Raw genomic sequence first — 26,633 nt, 5'->3', positions numbered from 1 at the left:
GAACACCCAAATGCGTGCGTTAACCCTTGCCTTTGCCATGATTACCGGATGGACGACGCTCACGGCCGGAACGGTCGAACCCAGACAACTGACGACATCGCGCGGTGCCAAGGTCTACGCCGTCCTCCATCGTCCGGATACGCCGGGCAGGGTTCCCGCCATCGTCATCGCACCGGGCATGGGATACGACATGGATCGCCCGATCATCAAGGATCTGGCCGAAGCTGCGGCACGTCACGGATTTGCGGCCATCCGCTTCAACTGGAACTACTATTCGACCGACCCGAAGAGCGGCAGGCCGTCATCCGAGCTCGCGAACGAGATCGACGACTTCCGCGCGGCCCTCGAGGTAGCGAAGAACGATCCGCACATCGATCCATCCCGCATCGTCATCGCAGGGAAGTCGATGGGTAGCCTTGCGGCGTGGACCATCTTCTCCCAGGACTCCGCACTGAGGGGCCTGTTCCTGCTCACACCCATCTTCAGCGAAGAAGGCGCCTATCCCGGCCTCGCCGCATCGACGCGACCGGTCGTCATCGTCGTGGGCAACGACGATCCCTCTTCTCCCCTGCCCAGAATGTATAGTGCGCTCGCACAGACGAAGGGCAACGTCGCGGCCGTCGTCGTCGGGGGAAATCACGGTCTGAACGTCGGTCCGAAGGACGACCCCGCCCACGCACGGAGCAATGCGGACAACATCGCGACGGCCATCCAGGCGATCCTGCACTGGGCCGATCTCGCATTGAAGAAATAGGACGCCGATCAGAATCCGCGAAGAAGTCTGACGCCGATTCCGACGTCGGTCATACGCCACGTGGCATCGCTGGATACGCTCATAAGGGGAAGCCCGAGCGTGAGCGTCGGTGACAGATAGACACCGCGTGAAATGCTGATGTCGTATCCGAGTTGTACGTAGGGAACCACCATCAGCCGCTGTGCGTCCGGCAGACCACGTGTGTCGTGCACGATTTCCTTGCTCGGCGGATTGCCGTTGAAGTACCGGTCGTCGGGCGAAAGGATGCGCTCCGTATGCGTGGCGGACGTACCGAGGAGAAGCATCCCGCGTATTCCACCACCGACGGTGATGTGCGTACCGAGCAATCGATACCTGGCACCGACGGAGACCGCCGCATAGTGCAGGGTGCTGGCGTAGATGTATTCCGTCTGGAAGATCCGTCCGTCGGCAAGCGGAAGCGGGTCGCTTTTCGCATTAAACGAGGCGTTCTGCGCACGATAACCGAGCGTCCCCGCAAGAGCCCAATCACCCGCTACCCAGTAGTCGCCGGTGATACCGAGGGCGAGAGGGAGCCCCGTACCGTTCTCGTAGGTACAGCACGTGAAGCCCAGATCCTTCGCCAGGTACGGCAGACTTCCACTATGCATCGTGTATCCGCTGGCGATCTCGGCGCCGATGAAGCGGATCGGGCTCGTGCTCGGAAACCGCGCACTGTACTGCCAGTCGAATCCCTGGGCACGGAGGCTTCCGATGCCCGCACAGACAAGAAGGCATATCGCCGACAACAGACCTATGACCGGCTTCATTGCGTCACCATGACAGGCGTGACGGCTACGAGACGTCCGTTATCGGCTTCGATGATATAGGCCCCTGCCGAAAGGCCCCGCAGATCGCATCCGATCACGTGCGTGCCTTCGTTGAAGACCCTGTCGGCGAACGTGCGGACAACACGGCCATAGGCATCGACGAGGCGCATGGCGATCGTATGCGTATCGCGGACCATGAGCGTCACCGTCGTCTCTTCTCTCGCAGGATTCGGGAACGCACCCATCGTGAACAGCGCCGCCCCCGAACCCAGCGTCTTGAATTCCAGACCGCAGACGGAGTCGATCTCGTACCTGCCGGACGTCGCGCGGACGTCGAGTACGGACGGGCAACCGTCGTTACCGAACGTCACCGTCGCGTCGCGCATGGCGATCTCCGTCGCGGCACTCGCACCGAGGAACGTATCGAAACGAAGGATGATGAACGTGTTCTTCGAGGTGAAGTTGCCGTTGCCGCGGATGTCGAGGAGCAGCGATCCGCGCGGGTCTTCGCCCTCGTTGATGAATTGCGCGCCGTCGGTCGCCGTCGACGTCGTCACTCGTCCGTTGTACCGCAACAGGGTTGGATCGTAGGTGATACGCAGGTTGGCGCGACTCGCCAGCGCGATCCTGTCCGCATCCACGGATACCGGAACGAGAATAGCCGTGCCCGGCTTCGACCGCACGACGCCGGACATTGCGACGGCGATGGTGTCGGGCCGTACGACGTCGACCGTGAAGGGGATGCGTACCTGTCCGGTGAGTGCATTCGATACGAAGGTCAGACTGCCCGTCCGCGGCTTGCCCAGTGCCGTCGCGGAATATGTCAGGTGCACGGTTTCACGTCCACCCGGTGGTATGACGAAGCTGGAGCGATCGATCTGAACGTCTTCCGTCGCGGGCTCCACTCGGAGTGAATCCACGCGCAGGTCGGCATTGCCGACGTTGATGATCGTGAGAGCACGTTCGGACGTGGACGTGCAGGACTGCAGCAGCACGACCGTACCGAAGTCGATTTCCGATGGCGACGGCTGGAGCTGCGGACGTTGTCCGAATCCTGTGCAGTTGATGACGATGTCCTGCGCCCCATCTGGCACCCCACGGATCGAACGGCGCAGAAGGTCGGTCATGACGACGTACTTCATCCGATGCGTCCCCGCGTCCGTCGGCACGAACCGTATCCTGATCGTATCGACGGCATTCGTGCGGAACAGCGGGCCCTCGTCGGCCAGCTTCCTCGTCACCTTGAACGCAGCGGTGTCGCGCACCGTCGCGCCTCTCTTCTCCTCACCGTCGACGCTGATGTTGAGATTACCGTCGTTCGTCACCACGATGATGGCTTCGACGCCGGATCCATCGGCAGGAACGTTGCCGAAATCGATGGTATCGTTCCGTATCTGGACGGGCGTGGGAAGCCCCTGAGCGCTCACGATACGGATCTTCTGTTCGACACCAACACCGGACATGCTGCCGACGACGGAGTCGACATCGGACGTCGGATCGGGACGATAGACGACGGTGAAGACGCCACTGTCGCGTCCCCTGTCGAGCGGCGTATAGCTGATATCCCAATCCACGTTGTTATGTCCGGGGAAATCGAAGTCCGGATATGGCTGGACGCCGAACTCCGGCGAACCCGTCAGCACGGGCGTGATCATCCGTATCCGCTGGGCGGAGATCCGCACGGGATTGTCGATGACGTTACTCAGGCGGTACTGTTCGACGGGCGGAAGCGGCCGTGGACTGACGTAGACGCTATCGAAGGCGAGGAAGGGTCTGTTCGACGCCAGGATGCGCGTCGTCTTCAACGCGAGCAGGCGGAACCGCTTGGCCAGGAAGGGGCCCTGCTGGTTCTCCGTTTCGACGATGCGGAGATTCAGCAGCGCTTCGTTGATGATGTCGGGCGGATACTGGGGATTGTTGGCGATGGCCCGGAAGGTGATCTGGAACGACCGCGTTTCGCCTGCCGGTACGGTGAACGGGAAACGGTCGACGGGAGCGTACTCTTCCTTCCGCGGGTCTTCTGCCGGAACACCGGGGACGTTGACGATCGAGAAGAAGGGATCGAGCTGCGTGGGAACCGTCAGCTCACGCGTCCCCTTGTTGTGTACCGTGAACGTCCGGAACGTCGGGAATCCCTGCAGGGTGACTCCGAAGTTGATCACCGTATCCGCTCTGTCCGCATCGTCCCAGTAGATGTCGGCCACAGGTTGCGCCGTGACCATGCCCGCGCCTGCAAGGAGACACGCTATCGCTATCAGGGTACGGATGCGTAGATCTATTACCACGTTTTGAAGATGTTCAGAAGCAGGGACGGAAAGATCCCCAGGACGATCACACCTACCGTGGAAACCAGCAGTGTGATACCAGCCAGGCCTGGTTCCGAGTCCTCTCCCTCACCCGTCGGTTCGTTGAAGTACATCTTCACGACGAGTCCGAGGTAGAAGAACACGGAAATCACAGACGAGACAACGGCGATAATCGTGAGCCAGGTGAACCCGGTTTCGATCGCCGTGATGAAGAGCAGGTACTTGCCGAAGAAGCCGCCGAAGGGCGGGATACCGGCCAGCGAGAACATGAAGATGGCCATCAGGGCCGCAAGGACGGGATGGCGGCGGTTCAGGCCGGCATAGTCGGCGAGGTCGAGGTTACGACCGTTCTCACGCTCGATGATCCCTACGATGACGAAGGCGCCGAGCTGCATGAAGGTATAGGCCGTGACGTAGTAGATGATGGCGGCGAATCCATCCGATGTTCCGGCCACGATACCCATGAGCAGGTATCCGGCGTGGGCGACGGAGGAATACGCCAGCATGCGCTTGACGTTGGTCTGCACGACTGCCGTGATGTTGCCGACGAGCATCGTGATGGCGCTGACGACGGCCAGCATCATCTGGATGTTGGCACCGTTCGGCGTCGCGGCACCCATCGGAAGGATAGCCATGAAGACGGGGATGAGAGCCGAGAAGGCAGCGGCCTTACCAGCCGTACTCATGAAGGCCGTCACGACCGTGGGAGCACCTTCGTAAACATCGGGCGTCCACTGATGGAACGGGAAGGCGGCGATCTTGAAGCTCAGTCCTATCGTGAGGAGGACGGAGCCGACGACGAGGAGCGTCGGGAACTGGACAGCACCGGCTCTGATGGCACCGGCGATGACGTCATACTGCAGCGACGTCGTGGAGCCGTAGACGAGGCCCATGCCGTAGACGAGGAAGCCCGTTGCGAAGGCACCGAGCAGAAAATACTTGAGCGACGCTTCGATGCTGCGGATGTTCGTGCGGAGGAAGCCAGCCAACACGTAGAAGCTGATGGACATCAGTTCGATACCGATGAAGAGCACGAGCAGGTTGTTGGCGTGGGCCATGAACATCATGCCGCTCACGGCCGAAACGAGCAACGTATAGAATTCGTCGTATTCCGCACCTTCGCGCCGCAGATACGGCCGTGCCGCCAGCAGCGTCATGATCCCGGCGCCGCAGAAGAGTACGTCGAAGTATGCGGCGTAGCCGCCCATCGTGATCATGTCGTTGAATGACGTTCCCTTATGTCCGGACGTCACGATGGCGAGAACCGCCGTCAACGCCAGGGTACCCATGTAGTAGCCGTAGACGAGACGCGTGTTCTCGCGCACGAAGGCCTGGATGAGGATCCCGATGGCGCCGAGGGCCAGCCAGATCACGACGAGAGGGAGCGAACCGAAGAGATCGATCTGCATGTGCTATACCTTGCTGGTCCGAATCACTGAGCGTTTCCGTCCACCGACGCCGAGGCCGGTGTACGACTGAACTTGAAGTGTTCTACGTGTTCAACTACTGCCTTGATGGAGCGTTCCGACAGGTCCATGAACGTCCGGGGTGCGACACCGATCCATACGATGAAGATGACGAGCGGTACGAGCTGCCAGTACTCCATCCTGCTCATATCGCGCAGATGATGGTTTTCCGCATGCTTGTTCTGTCCGAACATCACGCGCTGGAACATCCACAGCAGGTAGACGGCGGCGAAGATCACGCCGCTGGCACTCACGATGGCATAGCCCCAGTTGTTGAGGAAGGGCGAGCGGAAGGCACCGAGCAGCGTCAGGTATTCACCGACGAAGCCGTTCAGGCCGGGCAGGCCGACCGAAGCGAACATGGCGATGGCGAAGAAGACCGCGAAACGGGGCATCACGCTGGTGATACCGCCGTAGTCTTCGATCTCACGCGTATGGCGACGCTCGTAGAGCATACCGACGCAGAGGAAGAGCATACCCGTCGACAGACCGTGGTTGACCATCTGGATGACGGCACCCTGGACACCTTCGACCGTGAGGGAGAAGATCCCCAGCACGACGAAGCCGAGGTGGCTTACCGAAGAATAGGCGACGAGCTTCTTGATATCCGTCTGGACCATGGCCACGAGTGCACCGTAGATGATGCCTACGACGGCCAGGACGCTGATGGGGCCGGCGAAGTACGCCGACGACTGAGGGAACAGTTCGAGGTTGAAGCGGATGAGGCCATACGTTCCCATCTTCAGCAGTACGGCGGCCAGGATGACGGAACCGGCGGTCGGGGCCTGAACGTGGGCGTCGGGCAGCCACGTGTGCAGCGGGAACAGCGGCACCTTGATCATGAAGGCCAGTGCGAAGGCCAGGAACAGCCACATCTGGACGTCGAAGGGAATGTCGGGGCCGATGGCCCGGAGCTTCATGAGGTCGGTCGTGAAGCCGACGCCTGCACTCTGGCCGTAGGAACCGAGCCAGATGATGGCGACGAGCATGAGCAGCGAACCGGCGAGCGTATACAGGAAGAACTTGATCGCCGCATAGACACGATCCTTACCTCCCCATATCCCGATGATGAAGTACATCGGAATGAGGATGAGTTCCCAGAACACATAGAAGAGGAAGGTATCGAGGGCCATGAAGACGCCCGTCATGCCGAACTGGAGCAGCAGCAGCAACAGGTAGTATTCCTTCGTCTGCTTGCCGACGGACTTGAAGGACGCCAGGATGGCGATGGGCATGATGAACGTCGTCAGCAATACCAGAAGCAGGGACGTGCCATCGAGGCCGATCCTGAATCCCGCATCGATGGCGGGGATCCACTTGGCGTCGATCACGAACTGCATCGCAGACGTGCTCTTGTCGAATTCCGGCAGAAGGAACAGGGACGCGCCAAACGTCAACAGCGACATCACCAGCGCCGTCACGCGAATGGCCTTTTCCTGCTCGCGCTTGACGAGCAACAATGCCATCGCACCGGCCAGCGGCGCGAACAAGGTACACAACAGTGCTGATACGCCCATAGCGTACGGATCCGTTCGTGATCATTGAAAAAGCGGCGCAATATAGCAAACAATGATGAACGGGGCCGAGAGACGGATGTTCGCTTTCTTATGCCACCACCATGCAGGGTGACACATGTATCCTTCCTATCTTTGAAGTCTATCTTCCTAATGGGTTGAGGGGGATCAGGACATGGTCGTGTTGGGCGATACGGACGCCACCGTCGATCCAATCGACAGTGCGGCGTTCATCGCATTGTTGAAGAAGGAACTGCTGCATTCACCATCACCAGCAACGCTGGATGATGCGCGCGCACGCGCCCTGTGGGGAACGTCGTCCCTTCCGAACCCTTCCGACCGGATCGCCTGTTGCCAGATCCTCGCCCAGGCCGACATCCAGGCCGGCCGGTTCGCCGAGGCTCATGGCTATGCCCGCCTCGCTTATCACATCGCCGGTTCGAAGCCGGCCCTCGTGGCCGAAGCCGACTACGTGCACGGCATCGTCCTGAACCGCGAACGCCGCCTCGTCGAAGCTCTGCCCGTACTGGAGTCCGGTCTGAGAAAGGCCGACGATGCGGGCAACGTCACCCTGAAGGCCAAGATCGCCACCCTGCTCGCCGGCGTCAACGACGAGCTCGGCAATGCCGAAGCCACGGAAGAGCTCTACTTCCAGGCACTCGTCCTGCGCGAACAGCTCGGCGATCCCCACGGTCTGGCGGTGACCTACTACAACTACGCCGAACTGTGCGTCCGCCGGGACGATATCGGACAGGCCCTGGAGTACTTCATGCGCTCCCTGGAACTTGAGCAGCAGCTCGACGACCGGAGCGGTATGGCGCAGACGGCCTGTCAGATCGCCATGCTGATGGTGAAGCAGGAGAATCCCGAAGCGGCATTGGCCATGAGCCATACGGCCCTCGGTACGGCACGTTCCGTGGGCATCCCCGCCCTCGTCGCCTATTGCCTGGCCAATCACGCCACGGTGGTCGGCGCCCAGGGCAATCCTGCCGAACATCGCCGTGCGGTCGAAGAAGCCATCGCCTATACCCAGCCCTTCGGCTTCTCGCAGATCATCGGCCCGCTCTACGGAAATCTCGGAGAGCTCCTCCTCGCCGAAGGCGACCTCGTCCGGGCGGAAGCCTATCTCCAGCGCGGACTCTCCATCATCCGCGAAGAAGGCTATCGCTTCGGTGAAGGAACGCTGCTGCTGACGCTCGGCCGCCTGAAACGGCAACAGGGATCGAACGACGAAGCCGAGCCCATCCTGCGCGAAGCCGCGCGCCTGCTTCATGACGTCAAGGCTCACGGACTCGAACTCGACGCCCTGCTCGAACTCGCACGGACGGCCGCCGCGACCGGAGCCACGAGAGAATCCAGCGAATGGATGATATCGTGGGCATCGGCATATCGCGAAGAACACGACGCTGCCGTCAAACGCAAGCTGGACCATGTGCAACGCAGACTCGAACGCGAGCGCCGTGCCAAGGAAGACGAGATCAACCGCCTGAAGTACGTAGAACTCAGCAGTGCAATGGAACAACTCCGCACCGTGAACATCGAGCTCAAGGAGCTCGCCGCGGAGAAGGACGAGTTCATGGCCATCGCCGCGCATGACCTCCGCAATCCCCTGTCCGATATGCGGCTGATGCTGCAATCCATCATGTCGGATATGGATGGTATGGACAAGGCCGATCTCATGTCGTCGTGCCGCGATCTTCTGCTCACGACGTCGCGCATGATCTCCACGGTACACACGTTCCTCGAGATCAGCAGGAACGATCGACGCTCGAAGGATCTCAACGACGAGATCGTGGATCTCGGCCTGTTGCTGCAACGTGCCAGGGAACGCCATCGTACGCGTGCCGATGCGAAGAGCATCTCCATCATCGTCCACGTTCCCGTTCCCGTATGGGCCGCAGGCGACGCGTCGATCATCGATGCGGTCCTCGACAATCTCGTTTCGAATGCGGTGAAGTTCTCCCCCCCTGCATCGTGCATCACCCTTCGCGCCGACGCCGACGATCACACGGCACGGTTCAGCGTGATGGACGAAGGCCCCGGCATCTCTTCCACGGATGAAACACTGCTCTTCACGAAGTATACACGCCTGAGCGCACAGCCGACGGCCGGCGAGGAATCCCTTGGATTGGGGCTGTATCTCGCCAAACGTATGGCGGAACGTATCAATGGCAGGCTGGTGTTCGACCGCGCCTATACGGCCGGTTCATGTTTCATTCTCGAACTGCCCCTCATAAAACAGTGAACCCCGGACGAACCGGGGCCCACCGTGACCTCAATTCGCACTGTACATTCCGATCGTCTCCCCTGCCATGCCTGAACTGCACAAGGCGAGATGCCGAGCGCCGCTCGTTCATGACCGTCGGAACTACAACCATGCGATCTTCTAGAATCCCGTACGCCACATCAAGCCCAGGCGTACGGCGATCGAATTCCATGCAGTAGGCGTCGACACCATCGGTGTCGCCGCCTGTATCGACACGTACGGCGTCACCAGTTGCCGTCGATAACCGAACAGACCGGCCAGGAAGTCATGTCCCGCCCCGATCTGCAGGCCGACGCGCGGACGGAAGTCCGTCGTCGTGCGATACTTGATACTCGTGTTCGGTGCACCGGGCGTTTCGCCCGGCGCTGTGCCCGTCGATTGCTCGTGCTGCCAGAGGACGATCTCGTTGCCGCTCATCGGCATGTCCACCGTTGCCCCGATGGTGAGATACGCTCCGCGGGAACCCACACGATAAAGACCGTTCAGCGAAGCCGACAGATAGAGAATCTTCGCATTCGTCTCGAATGTCGCGTTGAACGTATTGACTCCGTCGTGCTCCGGCACGGCCGATTCGCTCTTCGTCCAGCGATAGTCGAGGCCTGCCATGAACGACAGACCGTACGACTCCCTGCGCGGCAGGTAGCTGAAGACCGCTCCGAGTGCAGCACCGTAGCCGAAGCCACCCGTCGTCTTCACCGATTCCGGCGACGCACCCGGCACCATGCTGCCACGATAGGATACCGTGAGGTCTCCGAAGTTCATCATGAGCAGGGCCGATGCATAGCCGCCGATCCAGTATTCGTGCTCGACATGGAAGGTGTCGGGCGGAATCTGCACTTCGTCGATGTTGCCCGTATTGACGAGCTGTGCCACGGAAGTAACGGACGCCGCGATGGCGACGATGACGACGAGGAGGACACGGACGATATGGTCGCGGTTCGTCATCATCGCAGTAGTTGTGCCTTGAGTATCGCCCTGCTGCTCTCACCGAGCGCCGTATCGTCGTACGGCGTGGCCACGAGGACGAGGTTGTAGAGTCCTTGCGAGGCTACGGCGGACGCCTCGAACCGTGCCTTGTAGAAGGCTCCCTTGGGATATTCCTTGTCGACGATCGGATTCCCCTGTTCGTCGAGGAGATAACCGATCAGCTTCCCACCGAGATCGTAGGCCGAGGCCGTGAGGCGGAGGCGGTCGTCAGCATTGAACTGCACGATGGTCCTGTCCTTGAACGGGTTCTCGAGCAGTGCGGCATTCGAGATGATGGCGTTGGGTACGCGGACGAAGATCGTATCGAGATAGGCCACCATCGCCGTATCGCGCACGTAGACGCCGACGAGTCGATAGGCGTAGGTCTCACGACGGTATTCGACCACGTCCGTGAAGTTCCCGTGCGTACTGCCAGTGAGGCAGACGCAGGACAGGAACCGGCCATCACTCAGATACGTGAGGCTCGGACGCGATTCGAACGCCAGGTTCGCAGGATCGCGTCTGTCGACGAAGGCCCGTTCGATGTAGTAGCCACGGAAGCAATGCTCGTCCTCCGTCCTGAACGAGAGCCCTACCGTGAGATCCCCATCGTACTGTCCTGCCAGCACCGCCCTCGTATTACACGTATCCGGCGGAGGAGGTGCGCTGTGCCAGCGCGAATTCATCTCCACGTTGTCGTGCGTGGCATACCATACGTTGCGTTGCGCACCCGAACCCGTGATACTGTCGTGGTCGAGCTTGAAGGCATTGGCCTGGAAGTACGGTTCGGGCTGCGTGAAGGCGATGAGACTATCGCTCAGGAAGGATCCGTTCGTGCTCGCGAGTTCGAATCTGCCGATGCGGATGGAATCGCCGAGACGGGTGATACGGAAGGCATTGCCGACCGAATCGGGGCCATGTACGACGATGCTCACCCTGCCGTTCATGATCCGTGGCACGATGGCGTAGCCGTCCATACCGGCCGGTGCATATGGCACGAGCGGAGTCAATCCCGTCGTACCAGGCATGAGGCGCACGGTATGTACGGCAGGATTCAGTCCACCCGTCATCATGAGATCCGAAACGTCGATGCGGAACGTACCGTTGGCCCAATGTTCCCAGCGCAGGCTCGTACGCTTCAGCCAGATGTCGAACGTGGCCGTGTCCGGACGCGGATCCTGTTGTACGTACAGCATCACGTCGGCGTCCGTCTGTGCATGCAGCACGGACGAGGCGCAGAGTCCCATGACGACGATGAGCACGATGTTAACGAGGTACCGCACTGCTCCGTCCGCGATTGTTCCAGGAAACGTTCCAGTCCTTCGTACTGATGATGCCGTCGAGATCCGTATCGAAGAGCGAGAAGCCTTCGATGTCGCGATTGTCCCAGATCAGGTTGTGATCGATGCGACGGACGTCGTCGTCGTGATCGACGTTCCCCGCCACCATACCGAACCAGCGGCGTCCGTCCGCCACACCGAGCAGCTTCATCGAAGCCGCGCCACCGAAGAGATCGAGACCGGTCGTGAAGTCGAGTGCACGATTGACGTTGCTCGGCGCCACGGTTTCCGCGTCCTGCGTCATGACGGCAAGGTGATTCCTGTGACGGAAGACGATGTAGTAGTCGCCGGGACGAATACTGCGTATGGGCAGGGGCAGGAACGTGACGGGGTCGACGACGTAGCCGTTCCTGGTGAGCAGGGCCGTCTGATAGTGCACGGCCGACGAGCTCGAGATCGACGTACGGAATTCGACGATCATCCAGTCCACGATGGAATCGGGCAGCGTGGGCACAACGATGGCCGAGCGCAGTGGATCGAGCGTATAAGGATACTCGTTCGGTGGCGTCGTGGGAACGAGGTTCCGCTGACGCAGGTCGGTGGCCATGACGGGTGCGAGGTTGTCCGCATACGAGCGCATGGCGCCTTCGAGATAGACACGTGCGCGCATCACCCACACCGTCGCGAAGGACGACAGGCCGATGGCGAAGTCACCGCTGCTGCGGATGCCGTGAGCCGAGCTGTAGCGCCAGATGTCGTCGCTCTGCGTGGGCAGGGTCGAGATACCGTCCGTCGCATACTTGTCCACGATGAAGCGTTCGAGTGCGAGCGAATCGATCTTGATCACGAGTGCGGGAATCGTTTCGATAACGCCGGCGTTCTCGACCGACGGCAGGCTGTCCGAACGCCACGCATAGCCGAATTCGAGAACGTAGGTGCTGTCCGGCACCGTGATTCCCGTTGCATCCTGGAAGTCCATCTGATAGAAGCGGCGCACCTTGTCGACGCCCTGGCTCGTCGGCAGCGGAACCGTCGACGGCTTCACGCGCACGGACGCCATACGAACGCTTCCCATATCGGCATCGCGCTCGAAACGGATGAAGTTGTGCGTACTGTTCATGACCATCCTGCGGCCCGGGACGAGGGAGGTGCGGACCATACGGCCGTTGATCTCCGGCCACAGTCCTACGAAGACGGGATCGAGCGTGGCCGATGTATATCGCAGCGCACTGCTGACGGCCGTCGGAGTATCCAGTTCGGTGAAGATGTGTCCGCGCAGGACGAGCGAGTCGTTGATCGTGACGTCCCACGGCAGCTCGACGCCACCCGGATTGTCCTGATGAAGTTTCTGGAGTACGGTAGCCGTACGGAGCATCTCCGCACCACCGCGCGTGAGAGCGAGACCGTAGTATCGCAGGTTCAGACGCTGGTCGGTGCCCGGTGCCTGGGCGATCGATCCCTTGTCGCTGCGCCAGATCCATGCGTCCCTCTGCATGGCGAGGTTGTCCGATGCCGTATTGAGGACTTGTCCGTCCTGAAGGTCGAGGCGTTCCACGATACGGAGTCCGCCACCGCGCGTCACGTCGACGCCCTGCGCGTTGTCCACTTCGAGAACGGGAACGAGACCTTCGCCCGATATCTCCTGGCGTGCGGCGCCATTCACCATGACGGTGCCGTCGCGGCGCCCCGGATTGATGAGTCCTTCGTGCATCAGGCGGCCGTGCGCCTCGATGTGCGTCGCGGCGACCATGTCGAAGACCGTCAGCGTATCCGCCGAGCTGAAGAGCGAGGCGGCCACGAGCGGACGCGTCACGTCCTTCAGGATCTTCCTCGACTGTCCTTCGAAGTAGACGCTGTCGTACGTCGTATGGGCCACGAGCTGAGTATCCGCGGCATGGTTGCGGAGATACTGCACCATGCCACCGATGCTGTCCTGCTTCAGGGCAGCATCGCCATATACCTTGATGGTACCGACGTTATGGATCTTGCCTTGACTGGTGAGCAGACTCGGTTGCTGGGCATATGCCGCGACACCGCCTGCGAGAAGCATGGCGAGCACGGCCAACACACCGTATGATCGTTGTCGCATCATGGCTGTCCCACCTGAAGCGTGCCCGCGTTGAAGACCGTGGCATCGGTCTCGACGGTGAGGTTCGGTACGAGAAGGAGGGCGCCAGGGTAGACGACGAGACCACCGTCGATATCGGCAGCCGAGGTATCCTGTGCCAGCATGGGCACGAGTGCCCGAGCCTGGCGCTTGACGTACATGAGAACGGTCGACGTCGGCACGAGCGAGAACGTGTTGAACGCCCCTTCCCTGCCGATGAGCAGCGTCGAATTGGGTTTGACGCCGATCATGACTTCCGTAGCGAGCGAATCGGAATACTTCTCGCGGACGGCGTAGTTGTCGTTCGCGCGGACGTAGCCTGCATGGACGGTGAAGCCGTCGATCACGACGCGATCCACGGGCTCGGGCTCACGCGCTTCGTCCCACGTGAAGGGATTGCTCCAGCGTCCGCTCGCGATGGCACGCAGGACGTCCCGGCTGCCGCGCAGCAGCATGTCGTTGCCATTGTCCACACGGGAGTTGTCCGGACCGTTACTGCTTACGTTCGACAATTCGATGTAGGCCAGACCGGTGCTCTGGGCGAGAGGGCGCCGCTGATAGGTCGGCGGTATCGTCGGCGTGAGCTTCGTCGCCGTTTCGTTCGGCGAGGGCGAGGCATTGTACATCTTCAGCAGACGCTCGCTGGACTCGGGAGCCCACGTACCAGGAAGATCGTCGGCCTTGTATCCGGCACGTACGAGGGCACGCCAGGTACCGTCGTATCGTGCCGTGATCTTGCGGAAGATGTCGGTCGTGGGATCGAATGCATTGGGACGCGTACGAGGGCGTACGTCGAGCGTGAGTTCACGCGGAATCTCGCTGAACCGCAGGCCCGTCTCTTCGTTGTTGTAACGATAGAACGTCACCGTATCCCCACCGGCCAGCTCGCGGCGCAGGGCGCCTACGACCTCGGCATTGTTGGTGTAGGAAGCCGTGCCGATCTTCATCGACAGCGTATACGGCAGCATCACGACATTCGTGTCGTTGACGCTCAGGTTCGTCGCCATGAAGACGTCACCCGATGCCGTCTTGGCGGATCGTGCGGTACGCAGCGATCCGTAGGGCTTGCTCGATGCCGTGGCCTGGATGATCTGCGGCTGCGTGCCGTCGTAGTTCACGAGCGACGACGTGTCGAACTGGACGTTCGTCAGAGGTACATGTCTGTTTACGAAGGATCCGAGCACGTCCATCTGCGTCGACGTTCCCATCACCAGCATGGCACGGCCATCGTTGACGAGTGCGAGGCTGGACGATGGCATGACGACGGCGACTCCAGCCCTGTCGGGCATGAGCAGTGTACCGTTGATCACGGTCGCGCTGTCGTGGAAACGGCTCGTATCGGAACCCGTCACGAGCTGCCCCGCGTCGTTGATCCGCACGTGAGCGCGGGCATTGCTCTTCGTACCCCAGTACATGTCACCGAGAACGAAGAGCGGAGATTGGACATCGCTGTCGAAGAGATTGTCGACCCGTACCTCCGACGAATCGGCGACGGTCTTGGGACTGAACAGCAGCGAGAGATTGTTGTAGCGATTGACGTTGCCGCTGAGACCACGCTCTTCGGTGATGAACTGCGGCTGCGTGCCGTCGTAGTAGAACGTACCGTGATAGGTACGCGATCCGCTCAGGACGATGCTGTAGGCACGGCCGACGAGGACGCTGTCGGGAATGTCCTTCGTCGCTCCGTCCTTCATTTCGAGATCGGTATAGAAGCGTGCCTGCACGGACTGATTGTCCGCAGCCTTCGCATACCGTACCAGGCCGGGCACACGCCAGTTACGGTCCTGGCCAAGAACGGTGGTATTCGCCGTCCTTCCGCCAAGATCGGTGAAGAGATTCGTCCGGCCCTGGAATTCGATCACGTTGTTGGTGATGGATGAATAGAGCGCATCGTTCTTGTACCTGCCCGTGTCGGACTTGAAGCGGATGGTTCCGTTGTTCTTCACGCGACCCGTCGCACCGTTCTCGAGATGTTGTGCCTGAAGCACGCGGCTTCCCAATCCCGTGAAGAACACGAGAAGCAGGAGAAGGAACGATCGATATGGTAGCCGGATCAGGTTCACGGTTTGCCGATGTTGATTTCGCCGTCGTTCGTCAACTCGCCTCTATTGAAGATCGAACCTTCCACGTCGAGCGAGCCCGGAGCGTAACGCCACACGATGCCGTCGTTGGCGACGACCAGATTCCGGACGACACGCGCATAGCTGTCCTGGAGCATGTAGAGTCCGCCGCGGACCACGTTCACGTCGCCCCTGAACTCCACGCGGGCCTGATTGTAGACGCGGACATCACCCGTACGGATTTCCGTATTGCCGTTGACCACGACCTGCGCATTCTCACGGATGTGGATGGTGGCGCCATTGGTCACCAGGGTCTGTGCAGAAACGCTGCCGGTCCCGAATACGACGAGACAGACCGCCATGGCGATCACCAGACCCACGTAATGGGTTGTCGATAGTTCGATATGGTTGCGCTTCATCTTCATCAGGGTTGCACGAACGAGCCCACGCATCTCCATCCGCCGTTGAGGTAGATCAGCGTCACACCGACGTCCGCACCATTCGGCACGACGAAGGGTATGCCCGCGATGGTGACGTCGTTCTGCGTATCGTTAGCCCAATAGACGTAGATGACCTGACCAGGCGTAGGATTGATGATACTCAGGATATCGTCGTCACCGCCCACACCGTTGTCCGACTGGATGTAGAAGGCGCTGTACTGTGCTGCATCGAGCGTCACGTTGTCGGTCGCGGCAGGTACGTTGGCCTGCACGCTCGGATAACCGGTCACGGAGAGCACGTTTGCTACCGACGCCCACTTCATGGTCGCATTGTTACCGGTCTTGGTATCCATGACGAGCACGTCGTTCACGTTTCCGACCGAAGCCGGCAGCGTATACGTGTTGTCGTCCGCCATCGTCGGCGCCGCCTTGAATCCGGCATAGTTCACGCCCGACGGCGGAAACGCACCGGTCGTCGCCGTCGGTTCGTAGAAGCGGAGCTCGCTGGCCGTGTTGTTGTTGTTCGCGAGCCAGATGTTGTTGTTGCCGAAGGCGACCGTGTTCGCCGTGGAAATGGTCATGGCCGAGCCACTGTTGAAGCCCGCGGTGTTGTTCGCGCTCAACGTGAGGTTCTGTCCGCCCAATACGGACGAATACTGGCTGCTGGCGACGTTGTTCTGGCCACCGAGTACCGCCGAGTAATTGGCTCCTGCCGTATTGGTTTCACCGCCACCGACGAACGAAAGTCCGCCCGATGCACTATTGCCCTGACCACCGACGGCAGCGGCACGATCGCCGGCCGCGGCATTGCTCTGGCCGCCGACGACGACAGCGATGTTTCCGGAAACGTTGTTGCTGGCACCACCACCGAGGAAGCCGATGTTGGCCGTATTGGTATTGCTCTGACCGCCGACGATGATGGCCTTGTTCCCGATCGAGGTGTTGTTGTTGCCACCACCGATGAAGCCGAGGCTGCTCGAATTGGCGTTGGACTGGCCTCCGACGACGACGGATGCATTCGCCGATGCAGTGTTCGACTGTCCGCCGAGAACCAGCGCGTAGGAATTCGTCGCCTGATTCGACTGCCCGCCACCGACGAGGGAATACTGGGCGGATGCAAGATTGGAATTACCACCGACGGCAAGAGAATACTGTCCCGTCGCTCCGTTGCTGTTGCCACCGACGACGAGGGAATACTGACCGGACGCGAGATTGTCGTTTCCACCGAGGATAGCGGAATACTGCCCCGTTGCCGTCCGACCGGCCGCACTGCGCGATCCCGAAAAGTCGTTGGCATACTGACCAATACCCGTGGGGGCGATATTGTTCAGGGCCGCAACGCGGCGCAGGTTATAGTTACCGCTCGAAGCGATTTCCACGGGACCGTTACCGAGTGTCGTCGGATCGACCCAGCTCATCGTACCGGTCGAGCCGTTGATCACGAACGTCCATGTACCGGCTGTGAGCGACGCAGGCCACGTGAGGGCGTACGACGTAATGCCCGTTGGAGGTTGCAGACGAATGGAATTCATCGGGTTGGAAGGATCTTCCACCCGCAGGGTCTGCACGGTCTGTTCGGACACCTGTGCCGTCGCCATGCCGGCCGCCGTCGTCAGGACGGTGGCGCAGACGAGTATGGAGCGCTTCATGATGTTGCCCCTTCGAACCATTAGTTGTTGCTCCGGGACAGTTCGACCCAGAGGTTGCTTGTACCATCCCATACGAGCATGATGGTATCGAGATTCTCCAGCAATGCCCCGCCATTGAGACTCAGATTGCCGCCGTTCACCAGTTCGATACCGTTGCCGGCAGCCGCCGCCACGCAGCGGATGATGAGCCGGTAGCCGTTCGTGATGCCGTTCGGCAACGTGATCGTACGATTGGCGGGAACGCCATCGGAATTGAATCGCACGAAGGTCATGTTGTCGAGTTGCGCAGCCGTGATGGCCTGGTTGTCCGCCGTGACGTTCACCGTGTTCGCACGGATCGTCGTGACGCCATCCACCCATTCCATCGTACCTGTCGTCGTCGTCGCCGCGGACAGGCGCAGTACCTGGCCTGCCGCTCCAACACGATCGGGAAGCGTATACGTGTTGTTCAGGTTGGCATTCGTGGCCGCAGGCGCCTTGAAGGAAACGTAGTTCGTATTGGCTCCTGGATAGGCACCCGACGTATTGTACGCTTCATAGAACCTGAGCTCACGGGCACTGTTGCTGTTGTTCGCGAGCCAGAGATTGCTGTTGGCGATGACGAAGGCATTCGCCGTCGAGATACTCATGACGTTGCCACCGCCGTTGAAACCGAACGAGCCGTCCGCTCCCGCAGCGAGCGTCATGTTCCGTCCGCCGGGAATCGTCGAGAAGTTCGATGCGATGCTGTTCGAGCTACCACCACCGATGAAGGAGTGATTGCCGGTGATGCTGTTGGACTGCCCAGCGCCGATCGCGGCGTGCGTACCGGTCGATATCGTGTTCGACTGCCCACCACCGATGAAGCTGTAGTCGCCTCCGGCACTGTTCGAATTGCCGCCGGCGGCCGTTGCATTCAGTCCCGACGCGGTGTTGCTCGCTCCGCCGCCGATGACGGAATTCGTGCCGGACGCGATGTTGTTCTGCCCTGCTCCGATGAAGGAACGTTGGCCTGATGCGGTGTTGTTGGCACCACCCACGACGACGCTCCGACGTCCGGAAGCAGTGTTGCCGCTACCACCACCGACGACGGCGCCTGTATCACTCGCCACATTGCTTGCACCGCCACCGATGACGGAGTAGACGCCCGATGCGTTGTTGTCCTGTCCACCGCCGACGAAGGCATTGGCACCCGACAACTGGTTGTTCGTACCGCCACCGATGAAGCCACCGCTACCGGCTGCGGAGATGCTGTTGTTCGCACCACCGCCGATGGCAGCATTCGTTCCTGCATTCGTGTTGCTGTTGCCGCCGAGGATAGCCGACCCCTGGCCCGAAGCAGTGTTGCCGTTACCACCGGCGACGAGACTGTACTGTCCGCTCGCCGTATTGCCGAGACCGCCGAGAACGAGCGAGTAGTTACCGCTCGCAGTATTGTTCTGTCCACCACCGATCAGCGAATAGTTGCCGCTGGCCGTCTGGGAGCTGTTCGTACGGCTTCCCTGGAAGTCGTTCGAATAATTACCCGGAGTACCGGCGATGCCACCTTCGTTCAGGGAGCCTACACGACGCAGGTTGCCGTTCGAGCTCGACACGAGTTCGATGGTAACGCCGACGTTGCTGCTCCACGTTAACTGATATGGTCCGGTACCTGTCACGGCGAGAGCCTGTCCCGTCGTGGGCGGTGTCGGTGGCCAGCGCAGTGTATAGGCCGTGATCGCCGAACTGGGCGGGAGGAAGGTGATGAAGGCTCCCGGCTGGTCGTTGCGTTCGATGCGGAATCCCTGGAAGGTCTGGATACCGTCCGTCTGTGCATGCAGATCGACGTGCTGGAACGACATCACGACACCGACGGCGACGAGCATGGTGATCGTACCGGACATCATCTGGCCAAGTTGGCGATATGAGCGCATCGACATCATTGATTCGTTCTCCCTACTTCGATCCAGATCTGATCGACGTCATCCCATACGAGCATGATCGAATCGGCCTGCTGCATGTCGTAGTCCGCATTCCCGGCCAGACGCAGATTGGCGTCCGTCGCGCGCAAACGGATACCGCGATCCGGATTCGTTCCCGGCGCATTCGAGACGACGCGCATCGTGAGCAGCATGCCGTTCGTCACCCCGTTGCTCAGACTCGTCCTTCTGTTGGCAGGTACGTTGTCGGACGTGACGCGCAGGAATTCGACGTTGTTCATGACGACGCCGAGGATCGTCGTCAGATCCAGGATGATCGTCGTCGCCGAGCTGCGATAGTTGATCGGAGCGGCGGCCCATGTCGTTGCCGCACTGGTCGTCGTCGGCGCAGGCGTGGCAGCGATGGTCAGCAGATCGCTGACGGCCCCCGTACGATCGGGAAGCGTATATGTATTGTCGTAGTCGTTCGCCGTGGCGGACGGAGCGTTGAAGGCTACGTAATTGGTATTGGCACCCGGAAAGGCTCCATTCGTTCCGTAGTTCTCGAAGAGCCGTGCTTCGCGAGGCGTGCCGTCGTTGTTCGCGATCCAGATGTCGGCGTTGGCGACAAGGAATTCGTTGGCGGTAGCGAAGGACGTCGTGACGCTCGCTCCGTTGAAGCCTGCCTGGTCGGCCGCCGATAGCGTCAGCACCCGGCCGCCCATCACGACGCTTCCGGCACCGGTCACGCTGCCATTCTGTCCACCGAGCAACGTCACGTTATCCGCGCCGGCCGTATTGGACTGACCTCCGAAGATCGATCCGCGAGCGAAGGCGCTGACGGTATTGGATTGCCCGCCACCGATGAAACCATAGCCGTTCGAGACGGTGTTGGATGCTCCGCCGATGATCGTGCCGTACTGATTGGTCACGCCGTTGTTCGTGCCGCCGAAGACGACGGTACCCGAAGACGACGATGTATTGCTACTGCCGCCACCGACGAACGAATAGTTCGAGCTGGCGCTATTGTTGTCACCACCGGCGAGCGTGGCACGGTTGGTCGAGTTCACCGTGTTGTTCATACCGCCGAGTGCCGTGGCATGCGTCCCGGTGACCGTGTTCTGATAGCCGCCGAAGATGCCGGCATTATCGCCCGTGTTGTTGTTGCCCGAACCACCACCGATGAAGGCCTGGTTCGACGTCATCGTATTTCCCGTACCGCCGCCGATGAAGCCGCGGTTGGATGACGAGCTGTTACCGCTGCCACCCATGATCGTACCGTCGTTACTACTGACGGTGTTGTTGGTGCCGCCGAGGATTCCGCCTTCGCTACTGTTGACGCTGTTGCCGGTACCACCGACTGCGACGTCCGTCGTGCTTCCCGCCGAGTTGCCCAGGCCGCCACCGACTGCCGCTTTCGACCCGCTCGCCGTATTGCTGGCGCCGCCAAGAATCGTCGAGCGATCGCCACTGGCCGTCTGGGAAGCGCTCGTCCGGCCGGCCTGGAAGTCGTTGGCGACATAGCCCGGAACTCCGGCGGGAGAACCCGGCGAGAGCGTGCTCGAAGACCGGCGCAGATTCCGTGACCCGGACGACTCGATTTCGAGCAGACTGCCTGTCGGCAGGGACCAAGAGAGGATGAAGGGAGTCGTACTGCCATTGGTGACGAGAACGGATCCTGCTGTAGGAGGATCGTACGGCCATATCAGCGAGTATGGCGTGATCGCCGTCGTCGGAGTCGTAAAGAGAATCGTGCTCGCGGGTGCGCCGCCATCGCGTTCGATACGGAAACTCTGGAAGGTACGGATGTCCGTGTCCTGGGCCATGACGCACAGAGCGGTCCCGGCATGTATGCACATACCCAGGAAGAATCCCCGCAGCCATGGAAGGGAGCTATATGATCTGCGCGAGGTCATGCGTCAGATTCCATTCCCTTTAGTTGTTCGAACGACTTGTTTCCGCCCAGTTCGCGCCGGTCCAGATGAGCATGATGGTGTCGTCGGCGCGACCCGTCCAGTTACCCGTCAGGTTGACGTTGCTGCCCGCGGCATCCGGCAACTGGATGTAGTTCCCTGCAGTTTCGAGGATACGCAGGATGAGGATCTGCCCTGCATTCGAACCGGCCGAAAGGACGAGCCCCGTTCTGTCGGCACCACCTGGATCGAGAACGATGTAGGAACGATTGCCGACCGTCACCGTCTGGTTGTTACCCGTCACGGCCAGGTTAGCCGGCGGACGTATGACGACGCCACCATCGACATCGAGCGATACCGTGGGGTTGTTGTTGCCGATACCGACACGCGTCGCTCCTGCTCCCACGGTCGGATGGTTGAAGACGATCGTGTTGTTCTGCGTTACCGCTGCACCATAGCCGAAGGCCATGGAATGATTGCCCGACACCGTGTTGGACTGACCACCGAGGATGGTGGCATGCGTTCCGGACACGCTGTTGGCCTGACCGCCGAGAACGCTGGCGTAGGAGTTGCTGGCCGTGTTCGAGAGGCCTGCGCCGATGAAGGCATAGGCACCGCTCACGGTATTCGAGCTACCACCTACGAGCGCGGAATACTGTCCGCTCGCCGTCTGCGTAGCAGCACCACGTGCGGCCTGCAGATCGATGGCATACTGTCCGACGGGAGCTCCGGCTATACCATTGGTATAGGCGAGCTTGCGGCGGACGTTACCCTGACCTGCCGTCACTTCCTCGAATATCTCGCTGCCTGCTGCCGCTCCCCATTCCAGCGTCGCGGCCGATGCCGTAGGCGCGGGGCTGGTTGCGATGCGCAGGACCTGACCGGCCGTACCGGTCGCACTCGGCATCGTATACGTATGGCTCGTAGCGATCGTCGCCGGTGCCACGAACGTCACGGTACCACTGGTGGAACCGACGAGCGTTGCACCGCCGCTCATACGTGCATTGAACATGTACGTCGTGCTCTGATTCGACGTGCCCGTAAGGATCGTTGCGAGATCGGCCGGCGTGTCGGCCGTCGTCGAACCGAGATAGATGTTGCGATTGTTCTCGCTCGCTACGACGAGAGGATAGAGCGTACCCGTCGTGCCGCTCGTGCTGAGATAGGCACCGAGGCCCGTACCACCTGCGATGGCGTTGGCGTCCGAAGACAGACCATAGGCGACGTTACCTGCCGTACCGCGGACGTATCCTTCGAAGGCCCTGCGACCACGCGTACCCGCACTCGTCGAAGCGCGGAAGGCCGTGCCCGTACCCGCCGTCGTCGGCGTAACGATGACGCCGTTCGATGCGGCCTGGATGTCGATACCGAGGTCGGGCGCGTTGAAGCCGGCAACCGTACCCATACGCATACCGATACCCGTACCCGCTGTCGTCGTTCCCACGAGGATACCGGCGTCGTTGGCTCCGGAAGCACCGATGCCACGAACGACGAGGCCGGAAGACGTCGTGGTGGACGCCATGTCGACGTCGATGCCACGACCACCCGTTGCGGGAATGGTTGCGATCGTCAGCCGGGCATTCGTCGTCGGCGTCGGCGTACCGATACCGACTTCACCCGTCGACAGGATTCGCATCCGCTCAGCATTGTTCGTAATGATGGGCAAGGCGAATGCCGACGTCGTACCGAGGTTCTGCACGCTGGCAACTGCGTTACCGCCGAGCAACCATGCCGTGCTGCCGAGCACACTACCGACGCTCCGCTTCAGGAGATCGCCGTTCGCATCCGCGACGATGATACCGTCGTTCGCCGTCGGCGTATAGACCGTTGCGATGGCTGCGCCGCCCGTGCTGCGAAGACGGACGTTCGCCGTACCCGCCGTACCGTTCACGTCGAGAAGACGTGCGGCGGCAGGCGTAGCGCCGATGCCGACTTCACCCGTCGACAGGATCCGCATCCGTTCGACATTGTTCGTGATGATCGGGAGGTCGAAGGTCGACGTCGTACCGAGCGTCTGTTCGCTCGGCACCGAATTACCGCCGAGTGCCCAGAAGTTTCCGAGGCTGATCCAGCTCAACTGGCCTGCCGTCGTTCCGGACAGGACCTGGCCGTTGGTGGAGGGCAGGGCCGTGGGCCACGTATAGACGGTATTCGTCAGGAGACCGTTAGGGGCGGTATGACTGACGTAATTGACGTTGTTGTTGCTGAACAACCGCAGATCACGGGTACGCACCGGCAACTGCGCATGCGCTTCCACGGCGCATGCCAGCACCACGACCGCTGTCGCGATCATACGTACGATGGTTCTATGATTGTTCATTCGTTTCATTGAGTGTCAACCGATGATGCAGTCGTTCTTGCGTTCCTACCATGCTGTTCTGGCGGTCAGGAAAGAGAAACGAGGCCCTCTCTTCCCTGACTGCCGGGGGTACTCCCCCGACAACTCGAAGACTACTATTAGGGGATCGGAATCCAGATCCACGAGATGCGCTCCGTGCCGATGAACGGACCCGCAGCGGAGACCGTGATCGTACCGGCAGCGACACCCGTAACCTGGAGAACCTGACCACCACCCGCCGTGTCGTACGACGTCACAAGAATGACATCGTTCGTCAGGTCGGGCGTACCCGTAACCGTAATGGCAGCCGTGTAGGCACCGGCCGTGGGTGTGAACACGCCACGTTCGACGTTGGCAAGAGGATTGACCGTCCACGTCGACGTACCGTCGGCGTTGGCGACGAGGATGTAGCCCGCCGTGCCGGCGGACGGGATGTTCGTCGTCACGGGAATGGTACCCGAAGCATCGGGCAGCGTATAGTTCCGTGCGCCCGTGAGGGGGCCCGTCACATTGAGCGTACCGGTGTTGGCCGATGCTCCGTCACCAAGGATGATCGTACCGTTCTGTGCATTGTCGCCCAGCGTCATGTTCGCCGTGGCGTTGTCGTACTGGAAGCGGGGGCTGGACGTCAGCGAGTTGTTGTCCGTGAAGTAGGCTACTTGACCAGCGGCACCATTGGCGTCGACGGTCACGAGTTGCTCACCCGTGGGGATGAGGAACCAGCTCATGGCACCGGTCGGATCCGACTGAAGGAAACCGTTGTTTCCGGCCGTAACACCTGCTGCGGGCCACGTCAGTGTATAGGACGTCGTAGCTGCTGCTGCTTCGTGGGTCAGCGTGCCGCTCGTCGAACCGATGAGCTGCAACGAACGGGTACGCAGGGGAAGCTGTGCATACGCTTCCGAGGCACAAGTGATCAGGACGGCCGAAACGGCGAGTCCCTTGAGAAGATTAGAGAACTTCACTGAAGAACTCCGGACAAAAGTGGGTAATGTGGTTGATTGTAGTGACACGTGCTTGAGGTCCATGATCAGGGATTCTTCACCATCCAGTTGATGGCTTCACCAGGATTGAGTCCACCCGGGAAGTTGATGATGAACGTCGTGGCCGTCCGCGATCCGTTCACGACGAAGGGAGTGGCGGACACGCTCGACGATGCTTCGGGAGTAAGGGAGATCGCGGCCTGCGGATCCAGCGTGGATCCTGCCGGCAGCGTGATGACGACCGTGAACTCGGGCGAAGCCGTACCGTTCTGATACCGACCGCCATAGATGCCGAGCATGGCGAGAACGGAACTCTTGTCGCGCTTCGTGAGCGTACCGTTACCTGTGGCGACGACCAGGCCGTCATCCGATGCGACAGGTGCGATGACCGGTGCGCCGGACAGCGACGTCATCGAGACAGAACCGGTCGAACGGGCGATATTCACGCGCGTGGTACCGTTGGTGCTGATGCGGACATCGTTGTCGTCCGTCGTTCCGATATAATCCGTGGGGCCGATGCCGGTATTACCGGCACGGGACCAGTAGTTGGCACGCTCGGGACTTTGCCAGATCGGGCGCCCGAGCTGGATCTGGAGCATAGCACCGTCGATTCCCGGAGGAAGCGGAACGGCGATATCCTGGCTGTTGCCCACCAGAATGTGGCCGGACAGCAGCGGGATCTGCGGCAGTTGCGTAAAGATCGTCGGACCGTAGTGCGTGGTCGTCGTCGTGGACGACGTCGTGAACTTCGGTGCCGAGATGATGATGTTCGTATCGGAAACGAGAAGAGCGCCGCTCCATACCGGTGTCTGGCCGACACCCTTGCTGACCATGACGCTTCCCTCGTTACCGGCATTGCCGTTGAGCGTGAGCGGCGTGGTATTGCCCATCAGGTTGAGCGGTCCCTTGATGTCAATGAGCCCCGAACTACCGTTGAGCATGATGAGCGAGCGACCACCGGCACGTACGTCCAGATCCATGATCCCCGACGTCGCCATGTTGCCGATAATGGGACTGCCCGGCGTCGTATTACCACCCACGGTCCAGGACTGGCTGCGGATGAGGCTGGACAGGTTGAACCATGTCGGACGTCCGTTGAACAATCCAAGGAACGAGCTGTCGGCGCCCGGCGGAAGATATTCCGCATAGCCGGCCGTACTGCCCACGAACATGTTGTTGTGCGGCAACGGCAACTTGGGGAAGATCGAGAAGCGGACGGTGTCGTTGAAGATCGTAGGACCGTTGACGGTGAGCGGACCGGAGATATTCGTCACTCCGGCATTCAGCGTATCGGTCGTGATGCTCTGAAGGGAAAGTCGGCTCGTATAGGAAGGCGTGGCGAGCGGACCGTTGGAAATCATCACCTGACCTTGCGTACCGGCCTGGCCATTGAGCCAGAACGGCACCGTGGCACCGGAGAGGTCGATGGTCTTCATGATCCTGACGGGGCCATCGGCCGTGATGATACCGAGGGGAGAGATCGTGAGGCGCGTCGTGTCGTTCGTCTTCATCACGAGCGGCGCCGCGTCGCGCGTACCGAGGTAGTGGCGCGTCTGGTCCGTACCGGCATTGCCCGTCAACGTCCAGAAATCACCGCTGTTACCGTCCGTTCCAATGGAAATGAATCTCCGCCATACGGGAGCGGAAGGTATACCGCTGTTGTACTGGAATTCCTTCTGGTCGAGATTGTAGATCATCAGTCCCGTCGCCGGGAGGGAAATGGCATCGCGCTGGGCGACGGTCACGCGGGGAATCAGCAAGCCCTTGTTGGTAGCGCTCAGATCCAGCAACGCAGACGGGTCAGGAGTGGCAGTGCCGATCCCGACATTGTCCTGTGCGGTGGCGATCCCGATGGCGAGGACGAGTATGGTGCATACCATCCCTATCCTCATACGCCAGCTATGCTGAGTACCAAAGTTCATCAGT

Annotated in this window: 17 protein-coding genes; 2 read left to right on the top strand and 15 right to left on the bottom strand. The window is 60.7% G+C overall.

The genetic code is table 11. The features are described 5' to 3' along the window. The first annotated feature begins 10 nt into the window (after positions 1-10). Entirely contained in the window at positions 11-754 is a 744-nt protein-coding gene (locus BGO89_10610; protein OJX56964.1) for a hypothetical protein, read from the top strand. Positions 755-762: 8 nt separating this feature from the next. Here BGO89_10610 and BGO89_10605 read toward each other — a convergent pair whose 3' ends face one another. Genes BGO89_10605 through BGO89_10590 form a run of 4 tightly spaced genes read right to left on the bottom strand, consistent with a single transcriptional unit; the run spans position 763 to position 6,831 of the window. Continuing rightward, the gene (locus tag BGO89_10605) at positions 763-1,542 is read right to left on the bottom strand and encodes a hypothetical protein (GenBank protein OJX56963.1); all 780 of its coding nucleotides are present in this window, start codon (positions 1,540-1,542) and stop codon (positions 763-765) included. Next, the gene (locus BGO89_10600; GenBank protein ID OJX56962.1) at positions 1,539-3,764 is read right to left on the bottom strand and encodes a hypothetical protein; all 2,226 of its coding nucleotides are present in this window, start codon (positions 3,762-3,764) and stop codon (positions 1,539-1,541) included. The genes BGO89_10605 and BGO89_10600 overlap by 4 nt, the downstream gene beginning before the upstream one ends. A gap of 56 nt (positions 3,765-3,820) precedes the next feature. Further along, a complete protein-coding gene (locus BGO89_10595; GenBank protein ID OJX56961.1) occupies positions 3,821-5,257 on the bottom strand; it encodes a hypothetical protein in 1,437 nt (478 codons plus the stop codon). Positions 5,258-5,280: 23 nt separating this feature from the next. Further along, positions 5,281-6,831 carry an NADH dehydrogenase gene (locus BGO89_10590; protein OJX56960.1) on the bottom strand — a complete coding sequence of 517 codons (1,551 nt, stop codon included), beginning with the start codon at positions 6,829-6,831 and terminating at the stop codon, positions 5,281-5,283. Positions 6,832-7,003: 172 nt separating this feature from the next. On the opposite strand from BGO89_10590, the gene BGO89_10585 reads away from it, so the two are divergent. Then, positions 7,004-9,073, top strand: a complete 2,070-nt coding sequence (locus tag BGO89_10585; protein OJX56959.1) for a hypothetical protein — start codon at positions 7,004-7,006, stop codon at positions 9,071-9,073. Between the two features lie 141 nt (positions 9,074-9,214). On the opposite strand, the gene BGO89_10580 is transcribed toward BGO89_10585, so the two are convergent. The 11 genes from BGO89_10580 to BGO89_10530 all read right to left on the bottom strand — a co-directional run bounded on the left by BGO89_10580 (position 9,215) and on the right by BGO89_10530 (position 26,587). Continuing rightward, positions 9,215-10,042, bottom strand: a complete 828-nt coding sequence (locus tag BGO89_10580) for a hypothetical protein (GenBank protein ID OJX56958.1) — start codon at positions 10,040-10,042, stop codon at positions 9,215-9,217. Next, complete coding sequence (locus tag BGO89_10575) at positions 10,039-11,343, bottom strand: hypothetical protein (protein ID OJX56957.1); 1,305 nt, start codon at positions 11,341-11,343, stop codon at positions 10,039-10,041. Before BGO89_10575 ends, BGO89_10580 begins: the two co-directional genes overlap by 4 nt. After that, positions 11,327-13,432 carry a hypothetical protein gene (locus BGO89_10570; GenBank protein ID OJX56956.1) on the bottom strand — a complete coding sequence of 702 codons (2,106 nt, stop codon included), beginning with the start codon at positions 13,430-13,432 and terminating at the stop codon, positions 11,327-11,329. Before BGO89_10570 ends, BGO89_10575 begins: the two co-directional genes overlap by 17 nt. Beyond that, positions 13,429-15,510 (bottom strand): hypothetical protein, encoded by a 2,082-nt coding sequence (locus BGO89_10565; GenBank protein OJX56955.1) that lies wholly within the window; start codon positions 15,508-15,510, stop codon positions 13,429-13,431. The genes BGO89_10570 and BGO89_10565 overlap by 4 nt, the downstream gene beginning before the upstream one ends. After that, positions 15,507-15,932: a hypothetical protein gene (locus BGO89_10560; protein ID OJX56954.1), complete on the bottom strand. Its 426-nt coding sequence runs from the start codon at positions 15,930-15,932 to the stop codon at positions 15,507-15,509. The genes BGO89_10565 and BGO89_10560 overlap by 4 nt, the downstream gene beginning before the upstream one ends. Then, positions 15,932-17,617 (bottom strand): hypothetical protein, encoded by a 1,686-nt coding sequence (locus tag BGO89_10555; protein ID OJX56953.1) that lies wholly within the window; start codon positions 17,615-17,617, stop codon positions 15,932-15,934. The genes BGO89_10560 and BGO89_10555 overlap by 1 nt, the downstream gene beginning before the upstream one ends. Beyond that, complete coding sequence (locus BGO89_10550) at positions 17,617-19,461, bottom strand: hypothetical protein (GenBank protein ID OJX56952.1); 1,845 nt, start codon at positions 19,459-19,461, stop codon at positions 17,617-17,619. Before BGO89_10550 ends, BGO89_10555 begins: the two co-directional genes overlap by 1 nt. Before the next feature lie 32 nt (positions 19,462-19,493). Continuing rightward, positions 19,494-21,299, bottom strand: a complete 1,806-nt coding sequence (locus BGO89_10545) for a hypothetical protein (GenBank protein OJX56951.1) — start codon at positions 21,297-21,299, stop codon at positions 19,494-19,496. A 109-nt stretch (positions 21,300-21,408) separates the two neighbouring features. After that, a complete protein-coding gene (locus tag BGO89_10540; GenBank protein ID OJX56950.1) occupies positions 21,409-23,706 on the bottom strand; it encodes a hypothetical protein in 2,298 nt (765 codons plus the stop codon). A gap of 137 nt (positions 23,707-23,843) precedes the next feature. Continuing rightward, a complete protein-coding gene (locus BGO89_10535) occupies positions 23,844-24,689 on the bottom strand; it encodes a hypothetical protein (protein OJX56949.1) in 846 nt (281 codons plus the stop codon). 65 nt (positions 24,690-24,754) lie between these two features. Continuing rightward, positions 24,755-26,587, bottom strand: coding sequence for a hypothetical protein (locus BGO89_10530; protein OJX56948.1), 1,833 nt, complete (start codon positions 26,585-26,587; stop codon positions 24,755-24,757). Between the last annotated feature and the right edge of the window lie 46 nt (positions 26,588-26,633).

It is taken from the genome of Candidatus Kapaibacterium thiocyanatum (assembly GCA_001899175.1).
Classification (GTDB): domain Bacteria; phylum Bacteroidota; class Ignavibacteria; order Kapaibacteriales; family Kapaibacteriaceae; genus Kapaibacterium; species Kapaibacterium thiocyanatum.
The sequence above is the reverse complement of the archived record's forward strand: the minus strand, read 5'-3'. Positions and strand labels throughout refer to the sequence as shown.

Coding starts and splice junctions, on each gene's coding strand:
- BGO89_10560 (OJX56954.1), bottom strand. CDS start 15,932: ATGAAGATGAAGCGCAACCATATCGAACTATCGACAACCCATTACGTG.
- BGO89_10570 (OJX56956.1), bottom strand. CDS start 13,432: ATGATGCGACAACGATCATACGGTGTGTTGGCCGTGCTCGCCATGCTT.
- BGO89_10595 (OJX56961.1), bottom strand. CDS start 5,257: ATGCAGATCGATCTCTTCGGTTCGCTCCCTCTCGTCGTGATCTGGCTG.
- BGO89_10545 (OJX56951.1), bottom strand. CDS start 21,299: ATGGCCCAGGACACGGACATCCGTACCTTCCAGAGTTTCCGTATCGAA.
- BGO89_10590 (OJX56960.1), bottom strand. CDS start 6,831: ATGGGCGTATCAGCACTGTTGTGTACCTTGTTCGCGCCGCTGGCCGGT.
- BGO89_10530 (OJX56948.1), bottom strand. CDS start 26,587: ATGGTATGCACCATACTCGTCCTCGCCATCGGGATCGCCACCGCACAG.
- BGO89_10555 (OJX56953.1), bottom strand. CDS start 17,617: ATGGTTCGAAGGGGCAACATCATGAAGCGCTCCATACTCGTCTGCGCC.
- BGO89_10580 (OJX56958.1), bottom strand. CDS start 10,042: ATGATGACGAACCGCGACCATATCGTCCGTGTCCTCCTCGTCGTCATC.
- BGO89_10550 (OJX56952.1), bottom strand. CDS start 19,461: ATGATGTCCGGTACGATCACCATGCTCGTCGCCGTCGGTGTCGTGATG.
- BGO89_10605 (OJX56963.1), bottom strand. CDS start 1,542: ATGAAGCCGGTCATAGGTCTGTTGTCGGCGATATGCCTTCTTGTCTGT.
- BGO89_10600 (OJX56962.1), bottom strand. CDS start 3,764: ATGGTCACGGCGCAACCTGTGGCCGACATCTACTGGGACGATGCGGAC.
- BGO89_10585 (OJX56959.1), top strand. CDS start 7,004: ATGGTCGTGTTGGGCGATACGGACGCCACCGTCGATCCAATCGACAGT.
- BGO89_10540 (OJX56950.1), bottom strand. CDS start 23,706: ATGAACAATCATAGAACCATCGTACGTATGATCGCGACAGCGGTCGTG.
- BGO89_10610 (OJX56964.1), top strand. CDS start 11: ATGCGTGCGTTAACCCTTGCCTTTGCCATGATTACCGGATGGACGACG.